The following is a 19050-nucleotide window of genomic DNA, read 5'->3' on the forward strand; positions in this document are numbered from 1 at the left end:
ACATGTTGAAGAAAACACACACGGCGCTATTGGGCCTGGCGATGGCGATGGGTCTTGCGACCACGCACGCCGCCGAGCCGAAAAAAGTGGATGTCTTGCTCATTGGTGGCGGCATCATGAGTTCGACCCTCGGCGTCTGGCTCAATGAGCTGGAGCCGGGCTGGACCATGGAAATGATCGAGCGCCTGGACGGTGTTGCCGAAGAAAGCTCCAACGGCTGGAACAACGCCGGTACCGGTCACTCCGCGCTGGCCGAGCTGAACTACACGCCGGAAGACAAGAACGGTAAGGTCGAGATCGTCAAGGCCATCGAGATCAACGAAGCGTTCCAGATCTCCCGTCAGTTCTGGTCCTGGCAGGTCAAGAACGGTGTGCTGAAGAACCCGCGCTCGTTCATCAACTCCACGCCGCACATGAGCTTCGTCTGGGGTGATGACAACATCGCGTTCCTGAAGAAGCGCTACGACGCGCTCCAGGCCAGCCCGCTGTTCGCCGGCATGCAGTACTCCGAGGATCCGGCGCAGATCAGTAAATGGGTTCCGCTGATGATGCAAGGGCGTGACCCGAGCCAGAAAGTCGCGGCCACCTGGAGTCCGCTGGGTACCGACGTGAACTTCGGCGAAATCACCCGTCAGTTCGCAGCTCACCTGCAATCCAAGCCGAACTTCTCCCTCAAGCTTTCCAGCGAAGTGGAAGACATCACCCGCAACGAAGACGGCACCTGGCGCGTTTCGTACAAGAACCTCAAAGACGGGACCGAAACCGAGACCGACGCCAAGTTCGTGTTCATCGGTGCCGGTGGCGGCGCGCTGCACCTGCTGCAGAAGGCTGACATTCCAGAAGCCCGTGAATACGCCGGTTTCCCGGTGGGTGGTTCGTTCCTTGTGACCGAAAACCCGACCATCGCTCAGCTGCACCTGGCCAAAGCCTACGGCAAGGCTTCGGTTGGCGCGCCGCCGATGTCGGTGCCGCACCTGGACACCCGCGTGCTTGATGGCAAGCGCGTGATCCTGTTTGGCCCGTTCGCGACGTTCTCCACCAAGTTCCTGAAGAACGGTTCGTACTTTGACCTGCTGACCAGCACCACGACCCACAACGTGTGGCCGATGACCAAGGTCGGTATCGAACAGTACCCGCTGGTGGAATACCTCGCCGGTCAGCTGATGCTGTCGGACGAAGACCGCTTCAATGCTCTGAAAGAGTATTTCCCGGACGCCAAGCAGGAAGACTGGCGCCTGTGGCAAGCCGGCCAGCGCGTGCAGATCATCAAGCGTGACGAAGAGAAGGGCGGCGTGCTGAAACTCGGCACTGAAGTCGTCGCTTCCCAGGACAGCAGCATCGCCGGCCTGCTGGGCGCCTCGCCAGGTGCCTCGACCGCTGCGCCGATCATGCTGACCGTGCTTGAAAAAGTCTTCAAGGACAAAGTCGCCACCCCGGCCTGGCAGGAAAAACTGCGCCAGATCGTACCGAGCTACGGCACCAAGCTGAACGAAAGCCCTGAGCGTGTTGCGCAGGAATGGGCCTACACCAGCGAAGTGCTGCAACTGGACCCGCCACCGGCTATCGGCAAGGCTGGCACCGTTGTAGCTCCGGCCCAGCCGGCTGCTGCCCGGGAATCCAATCCAGCGGCTGACATGGCGCTGTAAACCGGACGCTGTCTGGTCAGGTAAAAAAACGCCGCTCATTGAGCGGCGCTTTTTTATGTGCGTGCGCCAGGAATCAGAGGTGACGCTCGACCTTGGGCTCGTCCCGAAACCGCGTATCAAAATCCTCCGCCAACTGGGCCAACGTGATACTGCCCAGACGCTCAAGCAACAACGCCTGGGCCTCATCGAACGCATCCGTCAGCGCCGCATTCACCGCTTGTTCAACCAGGCATTGCGGATGATCAGTGGACAGGCCGATGGCGAAAATCGACGTGCTGCCCAACGCCTGATGAATGTCCAGCAGCGTCATCTCCGCCAACGGTTTAGCCAGGCTCCATCCACCGCGATGGCCTTTCTCCGAAGTGACGTAACCCCGTTCCTTGAGCAACGCCATGGTTCGGCGCACCACGACCGGGTTGGTACCCAGCATCTGGGCGAGGGTGTCGGAGGTCGCCGATTGCTGGTGGCGATCCATATGAATCAAGACGTGCAGCATGCGTGATAGGCGGGTGTCGTTTCTCATGGGCGGGTCCGAAGGTAAATCTGCGCGGAGTATCGCCTGTAATGGCAAAAGTTACGAGACCATTGACAGGCGCTTTTCAAGAAACATACGATGTTTCGAGAAAATCCCACTCCTTCGAAAAATGGAGATCGCCCCATGGAACACGACATCATCATCGCTGGCGGCAGCTACGCCGGCCTGTCCGCTGGCCTCCAATTGGCCCGCGCCCGTCAAAAGGTGCTGGTAATCGACGCCGACCAGCGTCGCAACCGGTTTGCAGCGACTTCCCATGGTTTCCTAGGACAGGACGGCCGCGCCCCGGATGACATTGCCAGTGACGCCCGTGCCCAACTCATGGCTTACCCGACCGTGGAATGGCTGTCGGATAGCGCGATCCACGCCACCCGCGACGCGGACGGCTTCGTCGTCGAGACGGCCCGTGGACAACGCTACAGTGCCAAACGCCTGTTGCTCGCCACCGGCGTGATCGATGAGTTGCCCGATGTGCCAGGATTGAGGGAGCGTTGGGGAAAAAACGTTTTCCATTGCCCGTACTGTCATGGCTATGAATTGGAGCAGAGGCCGATTGGTGTGCTGGCGACGTCGCCGATGTCGCTGCACCATGCCTTGATGCTGCCCGACTGGGGCCCGACGACGTTTTTCACCAATGGTGTGTTCGAGCCTGACCGTGAGCAACAGGACAGCCTGGCGCAACGCGGTGTGACCTTGGTGCCGGAACGTGTCGAACGTATTGAAGGCGATCGGGCCAATGTGGTGTTGGCGGACGGGCGAGTGATCGCCATTGAAGGCCTGTTTGTCTTGCCGCATACCCGCGTTGCCAGTTCCCTTGCCAGATCCCTGGGTTGCAACTTTGAAGAAGGCCCGCTCGGGGCGTTCATCCAGGCCGACCCGATGACCCGGGAAACCAGCATTCCCGGGGTGTTTGCTTGTGGCGACGCGGCGATGCCGTTCGGCTCGGTCGCGCTGGCCGTTGGTGATGGGGTGAGGGCGGGCTCCGGGGTGCATCGGTCGTTGATCTTCCAGACCCACCCTTGAAACTCAGACCTGTACCGCGCCGGTTGCCACGGCGAAAGCGAGCATCACCAGGCTGACGCTCCAGGCCCAGAAAAACGTATAGGCCATGTGCTTGCGCAGTTCGACGCCGGACAACGCAAGCGCCAGGTAGACGCTGGGCACCACCGGGCTGATGGAGAACCCGGTGTTCTCGCCGATCAACATGGCCCGGGCGACCGCTTCGAGGGGAACGCCGGCCGCGGCGGCCACGTCCCTGATCACCGGTAGCAGGGCGAAATAATAGGCGTCCGGCGAAAAAATCATGCCCAGGGGCACGCCGAAGAAGCCGACGATCACGTGCAGGTATTGGGCAGAACCCGCGGGCAGGATATCGATCAGCGCCAAGGCCATGCCGTCGGACATCTTCGCGCCGGAGAGCACGCCCAGCAGGACGGCGGCAGCCATCATCACCAGGACCATCTGCAGTGCATCGGATGCATGAGCCTTGAGGCGTTCGGCCTGGGCGTCCAGGGATGGGAAATTCAGCGGCAGGGCGATGCCCAGTCCCACCATGAAACACGCATACAAAGGGAAAATACCGGTGAACAGGCACACCAGGATGCCACCGGTCAGGGCCACGTTCAGCCAGTAGCGCGGCTCCCGGGGGGAGAGGCTGAATTCGCGATCCTGGGTTTGCAGACCGTCTACATCACACGTTGCGGCCGCCGCCCCCAGAGACATCGGTTGGCGACGCTGCGCGCGCATACCCAATATCGTCGCCACCCCAAGCATGCACACCAGGCCCACCATCTGCACCGGCAGCAAGCCCAGCCACAGCTCGGTGGCGTCCAGGCCCGACACCGCGGCGGCGCGGGCGGTCGTGCCGCCCCAAGGCACCATATTGATGACGCCCGCCGTGGTGCCCACCAGACACAGCAACATCGCCGGGCTCATGTTCAAGCGTTTGTACAAGGGCAGCAGCGCCGGGATAGTCAGCAGGAACGTGGCGGCGCCCACGCCATCCAGGTGCACCACCGACGTCACCAATACGGTCACCAACGCCACAGCCAGGGGTTTGCCGCCCGTGCTGCGGATCAGCAGGTTGACCAGAGGATCGAACAATCCCCGGTCACGCATGATGCCAAAGAACAGGATGGCAAACAGGAAGAGCGCGGCAGTCGGCGCAACCGTGATCAGGCCGGCCTTGATGAATTCGCCGATCTGCCCGAGATTGAACCCCGCGAGCAGACAAACGATCACGGGGAGGGTGGTGAACGCCACCACCGGGCTGATCCTGCGCAGCAATATCAGTCCGATGATGGCAAGCATCATCAAAAAACCCAGGGTTGTAATCATGTTGCAGCCTCTCTTTTTATTCTTGTCGGATGGTTCGGGCGGGCGAAGGATCGATCAGTCTCGCGGGCCTGGCAGGTGCAGGGCCAACAGCAGATAGCTCAAGCTCTTGCCGTGGCGGTCCAGGCCGCAACTGCGGTTCACGCCGCCCTCCAGGGCGTCTTCAAGGACAAAATTCAGTGCATTGAGGTTCGGCAGTTCATAGCGATGCACCATGGAAGGCCGCCGCGTGGCGAATTGCTCGGCCACCCGTTCGCAGGTCAGCTCCCGCAGCAACCAGGCGTAGTGGGCCGCGTCATGGGGAAACACCGCGATGCTGAGAATGTTGCCTTTGTCGCCGGCACGGGCGTGGGCAAAATCGGCGAGCGTGACGAGGTTCATCAGTACCACTCCAGGGTTGTATGGATTTCACCGCGCGGCAGCAGGAAACTGCGAGTGGTGACGGCCTCGACGAGGTGTCGCCGAACGCCACCGCCGCCGGCTGGCCCGTTGGTGTAGAGCGATTCCACCTCGGCCAACAGCACTTCGAGCAACGACCGGTCGGTGTGGGTCAGGCCGATGCGCACGCGCACATCTTCGAGGGCTGGTGCCTGGGCGAGTTGCTTTTGCAGATAGCGACCGCCCTGGTCGTTGAACAGGCTGGCGACGCCGGAAAGATCGATCCAGGGCTGTACGCCTGGCGCCAACCGGTCGAAACGCTCCAGCAGGATTTCTCGCGCCAATGCCGCACGCGCCACGGCGCCGGGGCCGGCATAGGATATTTCCGCCTCGCCGAACCAGAGGCCACGCACGCCCGCCAATCCTTTGAGCGTGTCAGGACGCGGATGGCCGAGCAGGCCGCTGATCTCCACACGGTCGTCGCCCAAGTCCTGCACGCGTGCTTCGCCCAGATCCAGTACAACATCCGGCGTCAGGTAGCGGCGAGGGTCGTGGACTTCGTAAAGAAGCTGCTCCTTCACGGTCTGCTCGCTGACCCGGCCGCCGCTGTGGCGGGTCTTGCCCAGGATCAAGCGGCCGTCCTCGTGGATTTCGGCAATCGGACAACCGAGATTGACCGGGTCTGGAATGTCTTTCATCCCGGGATGAGCAAAATAACCGCCGGTGACCTGGGTACAGCACTCCAACAGATGGCCGGCCGCCGTGGCGACGGCGATTTTCTGCCAATCGTCGGCGCTCCAACCCAACCCATGACGAATCGCGCCTACCGCCAGCGAAGGGTCGGCTACACGGCCACAAAGAACGATGCCGGCACCGCCGGTCAACGCCTGGACGATACCGTCGGCGCCGGTGTAGACGTTCACGGAGACAGGCTGTTGAGTATCGGACGACAGCCATCGCTTATAGCGCGGCGGTGTTTCTTCAAGCAGGTCGTCGCCGAGCACGCAGGCAATTTTCAGCCCAGGGAAACGACCGGCCAATGCACCGCGCAGTCGCTGGGCGGCCGCCCTCGGGTTGGCGGCGCCGCCGTTGGTGATGATCGGGATCCCGGCTTCGATGCAAAGGTCCAGCATGGGCTCGAGAAAATCGAACAACCGGGCGGAATAACCGGCCTGTGGATCGAGGCGCTTGCGCAGTTGCGCTTCGGCCAGGGTCCGCTCCGCCAGCAGCTCAAGCATGATGTACCGCTGGCCGCTGCGTTGTGCCAGGTCCTGGGCCAGTCGCAGGGCCGCGTCTGGCCGGTCATTGGCGAAACCGGCGCCACACCCGACGAGAATTGTTTTTGTCATGTCCGTTTTCCACTGAAGGGTGGCCCTATAGTGGAGAGGCTGGATTGTTCTGTGAATTTTAAAGGTAGAATCAATTGATCCAATAATTTTATGAGCGGGCCATGAACGTATCCTTCCGCCAGCTGCGTGCGTTTATCCTGATCGCTGAAACGTCCAGCTTTACCCGCACCGCCGAACAGCTGCACCTGTCCCAGCCGGCGCTGAGCTACAGCATCCGCAAACTCGAAGAGAGCATGGGCCTGCAATTGCTCGCGCGAAACACCCGCAGCGTCGAGCTGACCCCGGCCGGCGAGCATTTCCTGCCCCAGGCCCGGCGCATGCTTCGGGACATGGACGATGCCGTGCGCGACGCCCGCGACACCCTCAGCTTGAGCCGGGGCACGCTCAGGCTCGCAGCGTTGCCGACCGCTGCCGCGTCGTTCCTGCCGGTGGTCATCGCTTCTTTCCAGCGTGAGCATCCGGGCGTGAACGTGCATCTGCTGGATGGCCGAGCGGGGGAAATCATGGGCTGGGTGCAGCGTGGCGAGGTGGATGCCGGCATCAGTTCACTGCCGGACGACCTGTCTGGCTTGAGCTTCGAGCGCCTTTTGGATGACAACCTTGTGCTGCTGAGCCACAAGGATCATCAACGCGATTGGACGCAGCAGCCTTATATCGCCCTGACGCCGGACACCAGTATCCGGCCGTTGGCTGACGCTGCGTTGCGTTACCTGAATGTCGATCCGTTGCCCGCCTGGGAAGTGGCGCATATGAGCACCGCCACGGCCTTGGTGCGGGAAGGGCTGGGATTTTCGCTGTTGCCGGCCAGTTGCACGGCGGTGTTCAACATCGGCGAGCAATGCGCCGTCACCGCCATCGATCAACCGGCAAAACGTTCGATTGGCCTGCTGCAGCGCAAGCCAGTAGCCCCGTCACCGTCGTTGAGCCAGTTCATGGGGCATGTGCGGCAGGTATTGCGGCTGCAATGAGGGCCGATGCGCGGCCTTCGCGAGCAGGCTCGCTTCCACAGGGGAAAACCGCAATCCATGTGGGAGCGAGCCTGCTCGCGAAGGCGCAAGTTCGATCAATACAATTACTGAGTGCCAAACATCGCCGTCCAATAGATCCCCGCATCGCTCTTCGGGTCCACCGCGTACCCGGCGCCCAGTTCGCGATATTGCGGATTCATCAGGTTGGCGCAGTGCCCCGGACTTGCCAGCCAGCCGTCCACTACCTTCAGCGCGGTGTCCTGGCCGGCGGCGATGTTTTCGCCGATGGCCTGGCCCAGGTAACCCGCCAATTCAGCGCGATCGCCCGGCATGCGTCCGTCACGGTCCTTGTGATCGAAGAAATTGTTGTTGGCCATGGCCCGGGTGTGATTGACAGCGGCCAGGGCCAGCGTGGCGTTCCAGGCCAGCGGCGTCGTGGCGCTGAACGCATCGGTGCCGCAGCGGCGCGGCTGTGCGCGGGCGCTATTGATCAGTTTGAGCAATTTCTGCCCTTCGGCCTGCCAATCACCCAGGCGCGCCGATAACAGCGGGCGGGCGAGCACGATGCGCCACTCACGGTCCAGGCGACTGACGCCGATATCGACAAATTGTGGGTCCAGCACAACTTGGCAAAAGCTTTCCTGTACAGCCTTCATTGCCGCTTGGGCGTCGCGCGGCCCGGACAGGCTGATGGCTTGCACGTTGACCATCGGGTAGGCCGCCCGCGCCAACGCCTGTTGCAGATCGCCGATGCCATTGGCCGACAGGATCAACCGCGAATCCATCGCCAGCGGTGGCAATTCCAGGGACGCCTGGCCCGGGCAGCTTTGGGACTGGCTGCGGTAGAGGTTGATGGACTCGACCAGTTGCGTCTCCTCGGTGGCTGCGGCGCTGGTGGCAAACGCCAGTCCCAGCGACAGCGCGGCAAGACGCATGACGGAAAAAATGGCACGCATGTAAATCTCCCTTGAGCGGACGGCGCCTATGATGCGCAATTTTTGCCCCGCTGGGGCAACGGTATTCACGCTCTCTTGAAATCCCTTGCAACGGCACCGTTTGGTACCGTTTGGGACGATCCTCAAGTAGTCGGATCAATTTTCAGGCGATTAGGTCCATTTTCGTCGTCTCAAGGCCATAAAACTTCCAGCGCGTCAGCTCATCCAGTTGCCTCCGTCGACGTTGTAGGTCTGTGCCACTACGTATTCGCTTTCCGCCGACGCCAGGAAAATCGCCATGCCGACCAGGTCCTGGGCCGTGCCCATCCGGCCATACGGGACCTGTTGCCCGACCAGCCGCTTCTTTTCTCCCAACGGCAGGTTCTCATGGCGCGCGAACAGCGCGTCGACGCCGTCCCAATGTTCGCCGTCCACCACGCCAGGGGCGATGGCGTTGACGTTGATCCGGTGTTTGATCAAGTCCAGCCCGGCGGACTGGGTCAGGCTGATCACGGCAGCCTTGGAGGCACAATAGACCGCCACCAGGGCCTCGCCGCGCCGGCCGGCCTGGCTTGCCATGTTGATGATCTTGCCGCCGTGGCCCTGGCTGATCATCTGCCGAGCGGCGGCCTGCAAGGTGAACAACGTGCCGGCGACATTGATGGAAAACAGCCGTTCGTAGCTCTGGCGCGTGATTTCGACGACGGGCGCGAGGTCGAACAGGGCCGCGTTGTTGATTAGGATATCCAGCTTGCCCGCACGGGCCACGACTGCGTCGATGGCGCCATCGATTGACGCCTGGTCAGTCACGTCCATCTTGACCGCAAAGGCGCTGTCGCCCAGTTCAGTGGCGGTGGCTTTGGCACGCTCGAGGTCGATATCGGCAATCGCCACCGTCGCGCCTTCGTTGATATAGGCCTGGGCAAACGTGCGTCCGATGCCGCGGGCGGCGCCGGTCACCAGGGCGCTTTTTCCTTCCAGTCGTTTCATGGGGAAGTCCTGTCATTGTTAGGGGCAGACCGATTACAGCAGCGCGGGCGGAAGCCGACAAACGCCAGTGGGGCTGAAAGCTGATACTTTTTTAACGCGATCGACTACCCCAGCGTCCGTGTTAAAAAAGTATCGGTGCGCGGTCGCGACGACGCTGGCGAGGCCCTAGGCACTCGGCGTAAGGTGCCCGCAATAACGAGAAAGAGGCGCGACATGCCTGACCACCGAACGCTGCTGTACGATCACCGGCCTGCCGAGCTGGAAGTCATCCTGACCGAGCCCGAGCACAGTTTTCGCTGGTACGAGCACGACTATCCCTATCCGCTGGCACGCTGGAACCATCATCCGGAGTTTGAAATCCACCTGATCCGCCAGGGCAGCGGCAGATTGCTGGTCGGTGACTACATGGGCCCTTTCGGGCCAGGCCATGTGGCGATGATCGGGCCGGATTTGCCTCACGACTGGATCGGCGATGTCGCACCCGGGGAGCAGTTGGTCGGGCGCGACGTGGTGTTGCAGTTCGACGGTGCCACGCTGTTGTCGTTGCGCCGGACCTTACCTGAACTGGGGGATCTGCAGCGATTGTTCGAGCGGGCCAGACGTGGCCTGGCCTTTAGCGGCGGCACTGCGCGCCGTGCCGCGCAACTGCTCGAAGCGATCGGCCCGGCCAGGGGGCTGGCGCGACTGGCGCTGTTTCTCGAACTGCTCGACACCCTTGGCCATGCCGGCGACGGCGAGGCCTCATGCCTGGCCAGTCCTTGCTATGCGCCGGTCCTTGACGCGCGCAGCTCGGAGCGCATCCAAAAAGCGTTCGAATACCTGCAAGCCGAACTCACGGGCGACCTGAGAGTGTCAGAGATCGCCCAGCAACTGGGCATGAGCGAGCCCGGGTTCTCTCGGTTCTTCAAACGCATCACCGGGCACGGGTTCATCGACCTGACGCGCAAGCTCCGGGTCCAGCGCGCCTGCCGGTTGCTGTCGCAGAGCGAAATGGCGGTGACCGACATCTGTTTTGAAGTCGGTTACAACAACCTGTCCAACTTCAATCGGCACTTTCGCGTCGAGATGAACCAGACGCCCAGCGAGTATCGCCACAGCCTCGAGGCAGGCTCGCCACATCCCGTCACGCAATCGCATTCGACAGACCGCACCTGAATCTGCGTTCATGGCCGGTGTCGAAAATCATGAACCGGCAATCAAGCCGGTTCGCCTACAGACAGTGCTCCGGTCATGCAAGAAAATACCTACGATCTGCTGGAAGTCGCCAACGGCAAGCCCATCAAGCTCTGGACCCAGGGCGTCCCGGTGGAGCCCGAGGCCCGACAGCAATTGATGAACACCGCGAAGATGCCGTTTATCTTCAAGCACTTGGCGGTGATGCCCGATGTCCACCTCGGCAAGGGCTCGACCATAGGCAGCGTGATCCCGACCGTGGGGGCAATCATTCCCGCTGCGGTGGGGGTGGACATCGGTTGCGGCATGATTGCGGCCCGTACTTCACTGGATGCCGCCGATCTGCCCGACAACCTCCAGGCCCTGCGTAGCGCCATTGAAAAATCCGTGCCCCATGGCCGCAGCCTCAGCCATGGCGGGCGCGACAAAGGCGCCTGGAGCAACGTCCCACGGCACGCGGACCAGGCGTGGTCCGCGCTGGCCGCGCGGTTCAAGGCGATTACCGACAAATACCCGAAGCTGGCCCGCACCAACAATCGCCAGCACCTCGGGACCCTGGGCAGCGGTAATCATTTCATCGAGGTGTGCCTGGATGAGGCAAATCGGGTCTGGTTCATGTTGCACAGTGGCTCCCGGGGCGTGGGCAACGCCATCGGCAACCTGTTCATCCAGCTGGCCCAGGCCGACATGCGCCAACACCTCGCCAATCTGCCGGATCGAGACCTGGCCTATTTTGAAGAAGGCAGCCGACATTTCGATGACTACGTCGAAGCGGTGGGCTGGGCCCAGGATTTCGCCCGGCAGAACCGGGCGTTGATGATGGATGCCGTGATACAGGCCACGCGACAGGTGATCAGCAAACCGTTCGATGTGGCTCTGGAAGCGGTGAACTGCCATCACAACTATGTGCAGAGGGAGCGACACTTCGGACGCGAGGTGCTGGTGACCCGCAAAGGCGCGGTATCGGCGCAAAAAGGCGAACTGGGCATCATTCCCGGCTCGATGGGCGCCAAAAGTTTCATCGTCCGGGGCCTGGGCAACGAGCAATCGTTCTGTTCGTGCAGCCACGGGGCCGGTCGGGTCATGAGCCGCACCGAAGCGAAAAAGCGTTTCACCGTCGACGACCAAGTGCGCGCCACCGCCCATGTCGAGTGCCGCAAGGACGTCGCCGTGATAGATGAAATCCCCATGGCTTACAAAGACATAGAAAAGGTAATGCATGCACAACGTGAACTTGTCGAAGTGCTGCATACACTGCGTCAAGTGGTGTGCGTGAAGGGTTAGCGGAGCTCGTCATGTTGAGGATCGTTGAACAGTCGGCCAGTGATGCGTTGCGCCAGCGGATGGAGAAAGCCGGTTGCGCGTTTGACTTCCTGGTCTTCGCGCCCGAGGCGGTTGATACCGTCGACCAAGCGCTGCATGGCCAGGCGGTAGACCGGCTGTTCCAGCACATCAAGGCTCAATGGCTCGAACAGCACCGTCAGTTGGTCGTGGATCCGTCCGTTGCCGACGTCCCGCCTCCAAACATGAACTGGGACTTGGCCAAAGCCCGGCCCAGAGCGCTAGGGCGCGATGAGATCCTTCAACTGGTGAGTGTTGAAAAGACCGGGCGAAACCCGGAATTCTTCGCTTTGTACGACGCGTTCTGCGAGCCACCCTATGGCACTCGCTTCGTTGACGACACGCCCCAGGCGCTATTCAAGGAATGGCTTGACCTGTTGGGGCTTGCACCGGATGCCCGCGTGGTGGTGGTGGACTGGGTCGATAATTTCAACTTCAACGGGTTGGCCAGCGACGAGCCCGACCCGGCCCGGGACCCCTGGAGTGATTATTTCGACGATGGCATGGAATGGTGGGGCGTTTGGTGCCTGAGTATCTGGAACCCCGAGCGTCGCACGCTGGGGGTGCTGGCGGCGAGCACGACGGATTGAGGCCCAGGAGAGACACGTCCCGATAGTCGAGCCTATACAAAACCCGTGGCGAGGGAGCTTGCTCCCGCTCGGCTGCACAGCAGCCGCAAAACGGCGAGTGAGCTTTACCTTGATTCCATTAAGGGGCTTGCTTCGCAGGCCATCGGCAGCAAGCTCCCTCGCCACGGGTTTTGCGGCAGTTCAGTTTTGGTGTCAAGTGATCCATCAAGTCTTCACTGATTTGCCCAATGGATCCATTGAGCCAGCTAAAACCGATACGCCGCCGGCACCTGCGCCTCGATGAATCGCTGCATGTGTTCCAGAAAGCACGCCTGCAATCTCGACAAGGGTCCCTGAATCGGCAGCAACATGCTGAAGTCCATTTCAATCGCCGGCTCGAAGGCGCGGAAGACGATGCCGTTGCCCCGGTATTCGACCGCGCTGATGGCGTCCACCAACGCAACGCCCAGGCCTTGCTCGACGAACGTGCACATGGGCTGGGAAAGCTGCGTCTCCAGGCGCAATTCACGTTCCACGCCGTGTGCGGCGAAAATCGCGTCGATATGCTGGCGAGAACCAATGGACTGCGGATAGGAGATGAACCGCTCGCCGTGCAGGTCTTGCGGCACGATCATCCGGCGATCCGTCAGACGATGGCCGGCGGGAAGGGCACAGAGCATCCGTGTCGCCAGCAGTTTTTCAGCGCGGGGACTCGGGTAGGTGTTGGGCAGGACGATCAAGCCCAGGTCGCAACGCTGGCCCACCACCAGGTCCACGACTTCCCGCGAGGATTGCACCACCAGGGAAACCTGCACCTGGTCATGCTCGGCCATGAACGCGGCGATGGCCCGTGGCAGGAACGACAAGCCCATGGCCGGCGCGCAGGCGATGTGCAGCGATCCGCGCTTGAGGTTGCGGATGTCCTGTGCGGTCCGCGCGATGCGTTCCACGCCCAGCAGCGACCGCTGCACCTCCTGATAAAGCGTCATGGCTTCGGCGGTGGGTTGCAGCCGCCCCTTGATCCGGTCGAACAGGCTGAAGCCGATGTCTTCTTCCAGGCTGGCGATCAGCCGGGTCGCGGCGGGCTGGGAAATGTGCAGCATCTCGGCGGCGCGGGTCACCGTCTGCCCCAGGATCACTGCGCGAAAGGCTTCGAGCTGACGAAGGTTCATGGGCTTACCTATCCATAACAAAAAGACATGAGCTGGACAAAATAAAGCATTTTTCACGAGCGCGGCAGCGCCCTAGCATCTTGTCCATCAAAGCATGTGGCCGGAATAAAGGCCTGTGACCCCTGCAAGAAGCACCTCCACGGTAAAGAGCTGCCATGCAAAAAACTGATGTCATCATCGTCGGCGGTGGGTTGGTAGGTATGTCCATCGCTTATGGCCTGGCCCTGCTCGGACGCCAGGTGAGTGTGCTCGACGAGGGCGACGACGCCATACGCGCCGCCCGGGGCAACTTCGGTTTGCTCTGGGTCCAGGGCAAGGGTTTTGGGATGAGTCCTTATGCGCAATGGACCCGTGAGTCCGTGGCGCTGTGGCCACGCTTCGCCGCTGCGTTGCAGGCCGATACCGGCATCGATATCCACCTGCGCCAGCAGGGCGGTTTCCAACTGTGCCTGAGCGACGCGGAAATGGCCGAGGAGGCCGCGCGCCTTGGCTGGCTGCGCGAAGCCCTTGACGGCGATTACCCCTACGAACTGCTGGCACCGGCACAACTGCGCAGCCGTCTGCCCGGCATCGGGCCAGACGTGGTGGGCGGTTGCTTCTCGCCCATGGACGGTCATGTGAATCCGTTGAAACTGTTGCGTTCGCTCTACGCCGCATGCCAGGCCCGGGGCGTAACGTTGATTAATGGTCATCACGTCGATGCAATCGAACCCGATGCCAGTGGTTTTCGGCTACGTGCCGGCGACCAGCACTGGTCGGCCCGGCAGGTTGTCCTGGCCGCTGGCCTGGGCAATCGGAGCTTGGGTGAAATGGTTGGTCTGGATGTGCCCGTGCAACCGAACCGAGGGCAGATCCTGGTGACCGAGCGCCTCAAGCCCTTTCTCGATTACCCCACCACTTACGTGCGTCAGACCGACGAGGGCACCGTGCAATTGGGCGATTCCCATGAATCGGCAGGTTTCGACGATGGCACCGGTAGCCAAGTCATGGCTGCTATCGCGAGGCGCGCGGTGCAGTGTTTCCCGCTGTTGGGTGACGTGCGGCTGGTGCGTGCCTGGGGCGCGTTGCGGGTGATGAGCGCGGACGGGTTCCCCATCTACGAAATGTACCAGGGCTGCCCCGGGCTGTCGGTCGTCAGTTGCCACAGTGGTGTGACGTTGGCCGCCGCTCATGCCCTGCGCCTGGCCCCGTGGATTGCCGGTGAATTCGATGACCCGGCCGTGAAGCCATTCGGCTTGCACCGCTTTAGCTCATCCGTGGAGGTACGCCATGCTGGCTGACAGCCTTTTCAGACCTTTGGCTGCTGCGCAGCACAATGTGTTGATCGAATTCGAAGGCCAACCGTTGAGCGTGCCGGGGAATGTCTCGCTGGCGGCCGCCTTGCTCGCCAGCGGCGTCCGCCATACCCGCGAAAGCGCCATCAACGGCAGGCCCGGGGCGCCGTATTGCATGATGGGCGTGTGCTTCGAATGCCTGGTGCAGGTGGATGACCAGGCCAACGTCCAATCCTGCCTGGTTGCCGTGCGCGCCGGCATGCGCGTGCGCCGTCAATGTGGCGCCGCCAGCCTGGTAACGGGCCGGGAGCAAAGCGATGAGTAACGTCGCGATCGACATGGTCATCATCGGCGCCGGACCTGCCGGCATGAGCGCGGCGCTCGAAGCCCGGTCCCGTGGATTGTCAGTGGTGGTACTGGACGAACAGGCCAGCCCCGGCGGGCAGATCTATCGCCAGGTCCTTCACGCCGATGCCCGCAGCCGCGCGGTCCTGGGTGAGGATTACCGCGTGGGCGCTGGATTGGCGGCGGAATTCATGCAGTGTGGAGCCCGCTATTTGCCCAACGCGGCAATCTGGCAAGTCACACCGCAGCGCGCGGTTCATTACCTGATCGACGGCCGTGCGCGAGTCTTGCAGGGGCGCCATCTGCTGATTGCCACCGGCGCCCTCGAACGGCCGATGCCAATTCCCGGCTGGACCTTGCCCGGGGTGATGACCGCCGGCGCGGGGCAGATCTTGCTCAAGAGCGCGGCGATGGTTCCGGCCGGGCCCGTGGTCCTGGCAGGTTGTGGTCCGCTGTTGTACCTGCTGGCAGTGCAGTACCTGCGGGCCGGGATCGTCATCGACGCGCTGGTCGATACCAGCCATCGGCGCGATCTCATCAAGGCCTGGCGTGAGATACCCGGGGCGCTCCGTGGTTGGCGTGACTTGCTCAAGGGGGCGGGGTTACTGGCTGAATTGAAGCGTGCCGGTATCCGCCATTTTCGCGGTGCCGCTCATTTGCGCATCGAGGGCGAGGATCGTGCCAGGGCGTTGAGTTTCGACAGTGGCGGGCGGCATCACCAGGTAGGTGCCGAGCTGATTTTGTTGCACCAGGGCGTGGTCCCTCATACGCAGGTCAGCCGGTCGCTGCGCCTGGAACATGACTGGAGCGAGTCGCAGCTGTGCTGGGTCCCGCGCCGCAATGGCTTTGGCGAAACCAGTGCTCCTGGCATCTTCATTGCCGGTGACGGCGGTGGCATCGGCGGCGCCCAGGTGGCGCGACTCGAAGGGCGGTTGGCGGCGCTGGCCGTGGCCGGATGTCAGGAGCCCGCGCGTCGCGTCCAGAAGGCATTACGCCGCGCCCGTGCGGCGCGGCCATTGATCGATGCCCTTTATCGCCCATCGACGCAGAGCTGCGTTCCCGCCGATGACGTCACGGTGTGCCGCTGCGAAGAAGTCAGCGCCGGTGATATCCGCCGTCATGTCGACCTCGGCTGCCTGGGGCCCAACCAGACCAAGGCCTTCGGCCGCTGCGGCATGGGCCCGTGCCAGGGCCGCCAGTGTGGCTTGACTGTCACGCAGATCATCGCCGCCCATCGCCGGGTTTCACCCGCCGAGGTCGGCGACTACCGCATCCGTGCGCCCCTCAAACCCATCACGCTGGCCCAACTGGCCGGCGAAAGCCACTCATTGGAGCAACTGTCATGACCATCCAACGTATCGAAAGCAACCCGCGCCTGAGCCGTAGCGTCGTGCACAACGGCGTGGCCTGGCTCAGCGGCATCGTCGCCGCCGATTGTAGCCAGGACATCGAGGGCCAGACCCGCCAGGTGCTGCAACGGGTCGATGAACTGCTCGCCGCGTCGGGTAGCGATAAACGTCGGCTGCTCAGCGTGCAAATCTGGATGAAAGACATGGGGCGCGATTTCGCCGCGATGAATGCGCTGTGGAGTGATTGGGTCGAGGCCGCGCATACCCCGGCGCGGGCCACCGCACAGGTGGTGTTCGATGACCCGCAGATCCTGCTGGAACTGATCGTCACCGCGGCGGTGTAGCACCGCCGGACCGCTGTGCTGCCGTCCCCGGGCAAGACGACCACCAGAGCCGTCGCCCGCGCTTGTTCACGTTGCTGCTGCCATAACGGACGGCTTCCCCCGGAGCGTCCGAAATCAATAACATCGCATCCGGAGCTAATGAATGAACATCAAACGCATTGCACTTAACCTGGGCATCGTCTCGTTGCTGGCGTTCGGCGCCAACCTGCAGGCCGCGCAGACTTCGTTGCGCATCGGCATCGAAGCGGCCTATCCACCGTTCGCCTCTAAAACCCCGGACAACGCCATCGTGGGTTTCGACTACGATATCGGCCAGGCCTTGTGCGCCGAGATGAAGGTCCGTTGTGAATGGAAAGAGCAGGAGTTCGATGGCTTGATCCCGGCGCTCAAAGTGAAGAAAGTCGACGCGGTGATTTCCTCCATGTCGATCACGCCGGAGCGGATGAAATCGGTCGACTTTACCGACCGTTACTACCGAATCCCGGCTCGCCTGGTGTTTCGCAAGGGCAGCGGCATCAACGCGATTCCCGCGCAGCTCAAGGGCAAACGAATCGGCGTGCAACGGGCGACCAACTTCGATCGCTACGTCACCGACAAGCTTGCCCCGGCCGGCGCCGAAGTCATCCGCTACGGTTCGCAGAACGAGATCTTCCTCGACCTGCTGGGCGGCCGTCTGGACGCGACGATGGCCAGTTCGGTCGTCATCGACGAAAGCTTGCTCAAGCGGCCGGAAGGCAAGGATTTTGAATTTGTCGGACCCAATTTCGTCGAAGAACAATACTTCGGCACGGGCATCGGTATCGCGGTGCGCAAAAACGATCCGCTGGCGAGCCGCTTCAACCGGGCCCTGGCAACCATTCGCGCCAATGGCACGTACGATCGGATTCGCCAAAAATATTTCGATTTCGATATCTACGGTGAATAATCAGCGCATTGTCTACGGCCTGTAGGCGCTGGCCGGCAGGCCTCATGTTCCATAACTCGGGGTGATTCATGAAAACCAAAGCGATACTCACGGAACAGGACGTTGCACAACTACTGGTGGCGGCCAAGGAGCTTGCTCACCAGCGCCAATGGGCGGTGTCGGTGTGTGTGGTGGACGATGGCGGGCATCCCCTCGGGCTGCTGCGTCTGGACGGCGCGTCGCCCTTGTCGACCTACATCGCCACCGAAAAAGCCCGCACCGCCGCCATGGGACGGCGTGACAGCAAAGCCTTCGAGGACATGATCAACGGCGGCCGCCTGGCCTTCCTGAGCGCGCCGCACTTGCAGGGCATGCTCGAGGGCGGCGTGACGATCCGCCATGACGGCCAATGCATCGGCGCCATCGGAGTTTCCGGTGTGAAGGCTGAGGAAGATGCGGAGCTGGCGCGGTTGGCGGTGGAGACGGTGCTGCCGGTAATCACGCCCGATGCGTGATGCTATTTCCCCTCGGTCTGCACAAATCTTCCAGACAGAGGCCCGAGCAGCCGTTAATCTGCCGGAGCACATCGACTAGACGGAAAGAAACATGACAGCGCGCAACTGGATCGATCTCAAGCAGGACGCCACGTCCGGCATCGAGACCGTGCGCGCGCATTTCGAGGGGCATGCCTACGATCCGCATTGGCACGACGCCTACCTGGTGGGCGTGACGGAGCAGGGCGTGCAGCAGTTCCATTGTCGCCGACAACAACACACCAGCACGCCGGGCAAAGTGTTCCTGCTCGAGCCCGGCGAACTGCATGACGGTAACGCCCCTCACGAACACGGTTTCACCTACCGCACGTTGTATCTCGAACCGCAATGGCTGGAGCGCGAACTGCGCTCGCTGTTCGAAGAAGCGCCGGACAACGCCCGCCTGGGCTTCGCCGCAACCCTCAACGACGACGCACAACTGGCGCGCGCCACCGCCACGGCTTTCCAGAGCTTGCATGAACAGGACATCCTGATCGTGCGCCAAACCGCCCTCGACATGCTGCTGTCCAACCTCACCCAACACCTGCACTGGCGCGCGCGGATCAATCCCGACCCGCGCTTGCCGCTGGTGGCCCAGCAGGCCCGCGACTACCTGCACAGCCATTTGAGCGAGGACATCGGCCTCGACGACCTCGCGCGGGCCACCGGTGTGGATCGCTTTCGCCTGAGCCGCGCGTTCAAAACCGCTTTCGGCCTGGCGCCCCATGCTTACCTGATCCAGCTGCGCCTGGCTCGGGCGCGACGTCTGCTGGCTCGTGGCGAAAGCGCCGTGGCGGTGGCTGCGATGCTCGGTTTTGCCGACCAGAGCCACCTCGGCCGTTGGTTCCAGCGTGCCTATCGCATGAGCCCGGCGGACTATCGCAAGCGAGCACTCCGGAACCAATGAACCG

20 protein-coding genes are annotated in these 19050 nt (G+C 62.3%); 13 read left to right on the top strand and 7 right to left on the bottom strand.

What is annotated here, in order from left to right; translation table 11 throughout:
* The first annotated feature begins 2 nt into the window (after nt 1–2).
* Nucleotides 3–1646, top strand: a complete 1644-nt coding sequence (gene mqo, locus DOCECA_RS11080; RefSeq protein ID WP_434647452.1) for a malate dehydrogenase (quinone) — start codon at nt 3–5, stop codon at nt 1644–1646.
* Between the two features lie 73 nt (nt 1647–1719).
* On the opposite strand, the gene DOCECA_RS11085 is transcribed toward mqo, so the two are convergent.
* Nucleotides 1720–2169, bottom strand: coding sequence for an Rrf2 family transcriptional regulator (locus tag DOCECA_RS11085; protein ID WP_434605773.1), 450 nt, complete (start codon nt 2167–2169; stop codon nt 1720–1722).
* A gap of 135 nt (nt 2170–2304) precedes the next feature.
* Here DOCECA_RS11085 and DOCECA_RS11090 point away from each other — a divergent pair, with 135 nt between their 5' ends.
* The gene (locus tag DOCECA_RS11090; protein ID WP_445571978.1) at nt 2305–3204 is read left to right on the top strand and encodes an NAD(P)/FAD-dependent oxidoreductase; all 900 of its coding nucleotides are present in this window, start codon (nt 2305–2307) and stop codon (nt 3202–3204) included.
* Nucleotides 3205–3207: 3 nt separating this feature from the next.
* Here the strand turns inward: DOCECA_RS11090 and DOCECA_RS11095 are convergent, their stop codons facing one another.
* From DOCECA_RS11095 to DOCECA_RS11105, 3 genes are read right to left on the bottom strand one after another with little or no spacing between them, the layout of a single operon-like run.
* Nucleotides 3208–4518, bottom strand: coding sequence for a CitMHS family transporter (locus tag DOCECA_RS11095; RefSeq protein WP_445571979.1), 1311 nt, complete (start codon nt 4516–4518; stop codon nt 3208–3210).
* A 54-nt stretch (nt 4519–4572) separates the two neighbouring features.
* Complete coding sequence (locus DOCECA_RS11100; protein ID WP_434647447.1) at nt 4573–4896, bottom strand: AtuA-related protein; 324 nt, start codon at nt 4894–4896, stop codon at nt 4573–4575.
* Nucleotides 4896–6242 carry an acyclic terpene utilization AtuA family protein gene (locus tag DOCECA_RS11105; RefSeq protein ID WP_445571980.1) on the bottom strand — a complete coding sequence of 449 codons (1347 nt, stop codon included), beginning with the start codon at nt 6240–6242 and terminating at the stop codon, nt 4896–4898. Before DOCECA_RS11105 ends, DOCECA_RS11100 begins: the two co-directional genes overlap by 1 nt.
* A 101-nt stretch (nt 6243–6343) precedes the next feature.
* On the opposite strand from DOCECA_RS11105, the gene DOCECA_RS11110 reads away from it, so the two are divergent.
* Nucleotides 6344–7210 (top strand): LysR family transcriptional regulator, encoded by an 867-nt coding sequence (locus DOCECA_RS11110; protein ID WP_434676517.1) that lies wholly within the window; start codon nt 6344–6346, stop codon nt 7208–7210.
* 104 nt (nt 7211–7314) lie between these two features.
* On the opposite strand, the gene DOCECA_RS11115 is transcribed toward DOCECA_RS11110, so the two are convergent.
* Nucleotides 7315–8166: a CAP domain-containing protein gene (locus DOCECA_RS11115; RefSeq protein WP_445571981.1), complete on the bottom strand. Its 852-nt coding sequence runs from the start codon at nt 8164–8166 to the stop codon at nt 7315–7317.
* A 195-nt stretch (nt 8167–8361) separates the two neighbouring features.
* Nucleotides 8362–9135, bottom strand: a complete 774-nt coding sequence (locus DOCECA_RS11120) for an L-iditol 2-dehydrogenase (RefSeq protein WP_434605761.1) — start codon at nt 9133–9135, stop codon at nt 8362–8364.
* A 213-nt stretch (nt 9136–9348) separates the two neighbouring features.
* Between DOCECA_RS11120 and DOCECA_RS11125 the strand changes: the two genes are divergently transcribed.
* From DOCECA_RS11125 to DOCECA_RS11135, 3 genes are all read left to right on the top strand, one after another.
* Nucleotides 9349–10290, top strand: coding sequence for an AraC family transcriptional regulator (locus tag DOCECA_RS11125; protein ID WP_420763907.1), 942 nt, complete (start codon nt 9349–9351; stop codon nt 10288–10290).
* Between the two features lie 75 nt (nt 10291–10365).
* Complete coding sequence (locus DOCECA_RS11130; protein ID WP_434647440.1) at nt 10366–11592, top strand: RtcB family protein; 1227 nt, start codon at nt 10366–10368, stop codon at nt 11590–11592.
* Between the two features lie 11 nt (nt 11593–11603).
* Nucleotides 11604–12239 carry a hypothetical protein gene (locus DOCECA_RS11135; RefSeq protein ID WP_445571982.1) on the top strand — a complete coding sequence of 212 codons (636 nt, stop codon included), beginning with the start codon at nt 11604–11606 and terminating at the stop codon, nt 12237–12239.
* Nucleotides 12240–12484: 245 nt separating this feature from the next.
* Here the strand turns inward: DOCECA_RS11135 and DOCECA_RS11140 are convergent, their stop codons facing one another.
* Complete coding sequence (locus DOCECA_RS11140; RefSeq protein ID WP_434647434.1) at nt 12485–13390, bottom strand: LysR substrate-binding domain-containing protein; 906 nt, start codon at nt 13388–13390, stop codon at nt 12485–12487.
* A gap of 155 nt (nt 13391–13545) precedes the next feature.
* Here DOCECA_RS11140 and DOCECA_RS11145 point away from each other — a divergent pair, with 155 nt between their 5' ends.
* From DOCECA_RS11145 to DOCECA_RS11175, 7 genes are all read left to right on the top strand, one after another.
* Nucleotides 13546–14670: an NAD(P)/FAD-dependent oxidoreductase gene (locus DOCECA_RS11145; protein WP_420763911.1), complete on the top strand. Its 1125-nt coding sequence runs from the start codon at nt 13546–13548 to the stop codon at nt 14668–14670.
* A complete protein-coding gene (locus tag DOCECA_RS11150) occupies nt 14660–14989 on the top strand; it encodes a (2Fe-2S)-binding protein (RefSeq protein ID WP_420763912.1) in 330 nt (109 codons plus the stop codon). The genes DOCECA_RS11145 and DOCECA_RS11150 overlap by 11 nt, the downstream gene beginning before the upstream one ends.
* Nucleotides 14982–16355, top strand: a complete 1374-nt coding sequence (locus DOCECA_RS11155) for an FAD-dependent oxidoreductase (protein ID WP_445571983.1) — start codon at nt 14982–14984, stop codon at nt 16353–16355. Before DOCECA_RS11150 ends, DOCECA_RS11155 begins: the two co-directional genes overlap by 8 nt.
* Nucleotides 16352–16702 carry a RidA family protein gene (locus DOCECA_RS11160; protein WP_434558848.1) on the top strand — a complete coding sequence of 117 codons (351 nt, stop codon included), beginning with the start codon at nt 16352–16354 and terminating at the stop codon, nt 16700–16702. The genes DOCECA_RS11155 and DOCECA_RS11160 overlap by 4 nt, the downstream gene beginning before the upstream one ends.
* A gap of 142 nt (nt 16703–16844) precedes the next feature.
* Nucleotides 16845–17627, top strand: coding sequence for an ABC transporter substrate-binding protein (locus tag DOCECA_RS11165; protein ID WP_420763915.1), 783 nt, complete (start codon nt 16845–16847; stop codon nt 17625–17627).
* 68 nt (nt 17628–17695) lie between these two features.
* Nucleotides 17696–18121, top strand: coding sequence for a GlcG/HbpS family heme-binding protein (locus DOCECA_RS11170; RefSeq protein ID WP_434647429.1), 426 nt, complete (start codon nt 17696–17698; stop codon nt 18119–18121).
* Between the two features lie 91 nt (nt 18122–18212).
* Entirely contained in the window at nt 18213–19046 is an 834-nt protein-coding gene (locus DOCECA_RS11175) for an AraC family transcriptional regulator (protein WP_420763917.1), read from the top strand.
* The last annotated feature ends 4 nt before the right edge of the window (nt 19047–19050 follow it).

The organism is Pseudomonas sp. E102 (assembly GCF_052660185.1).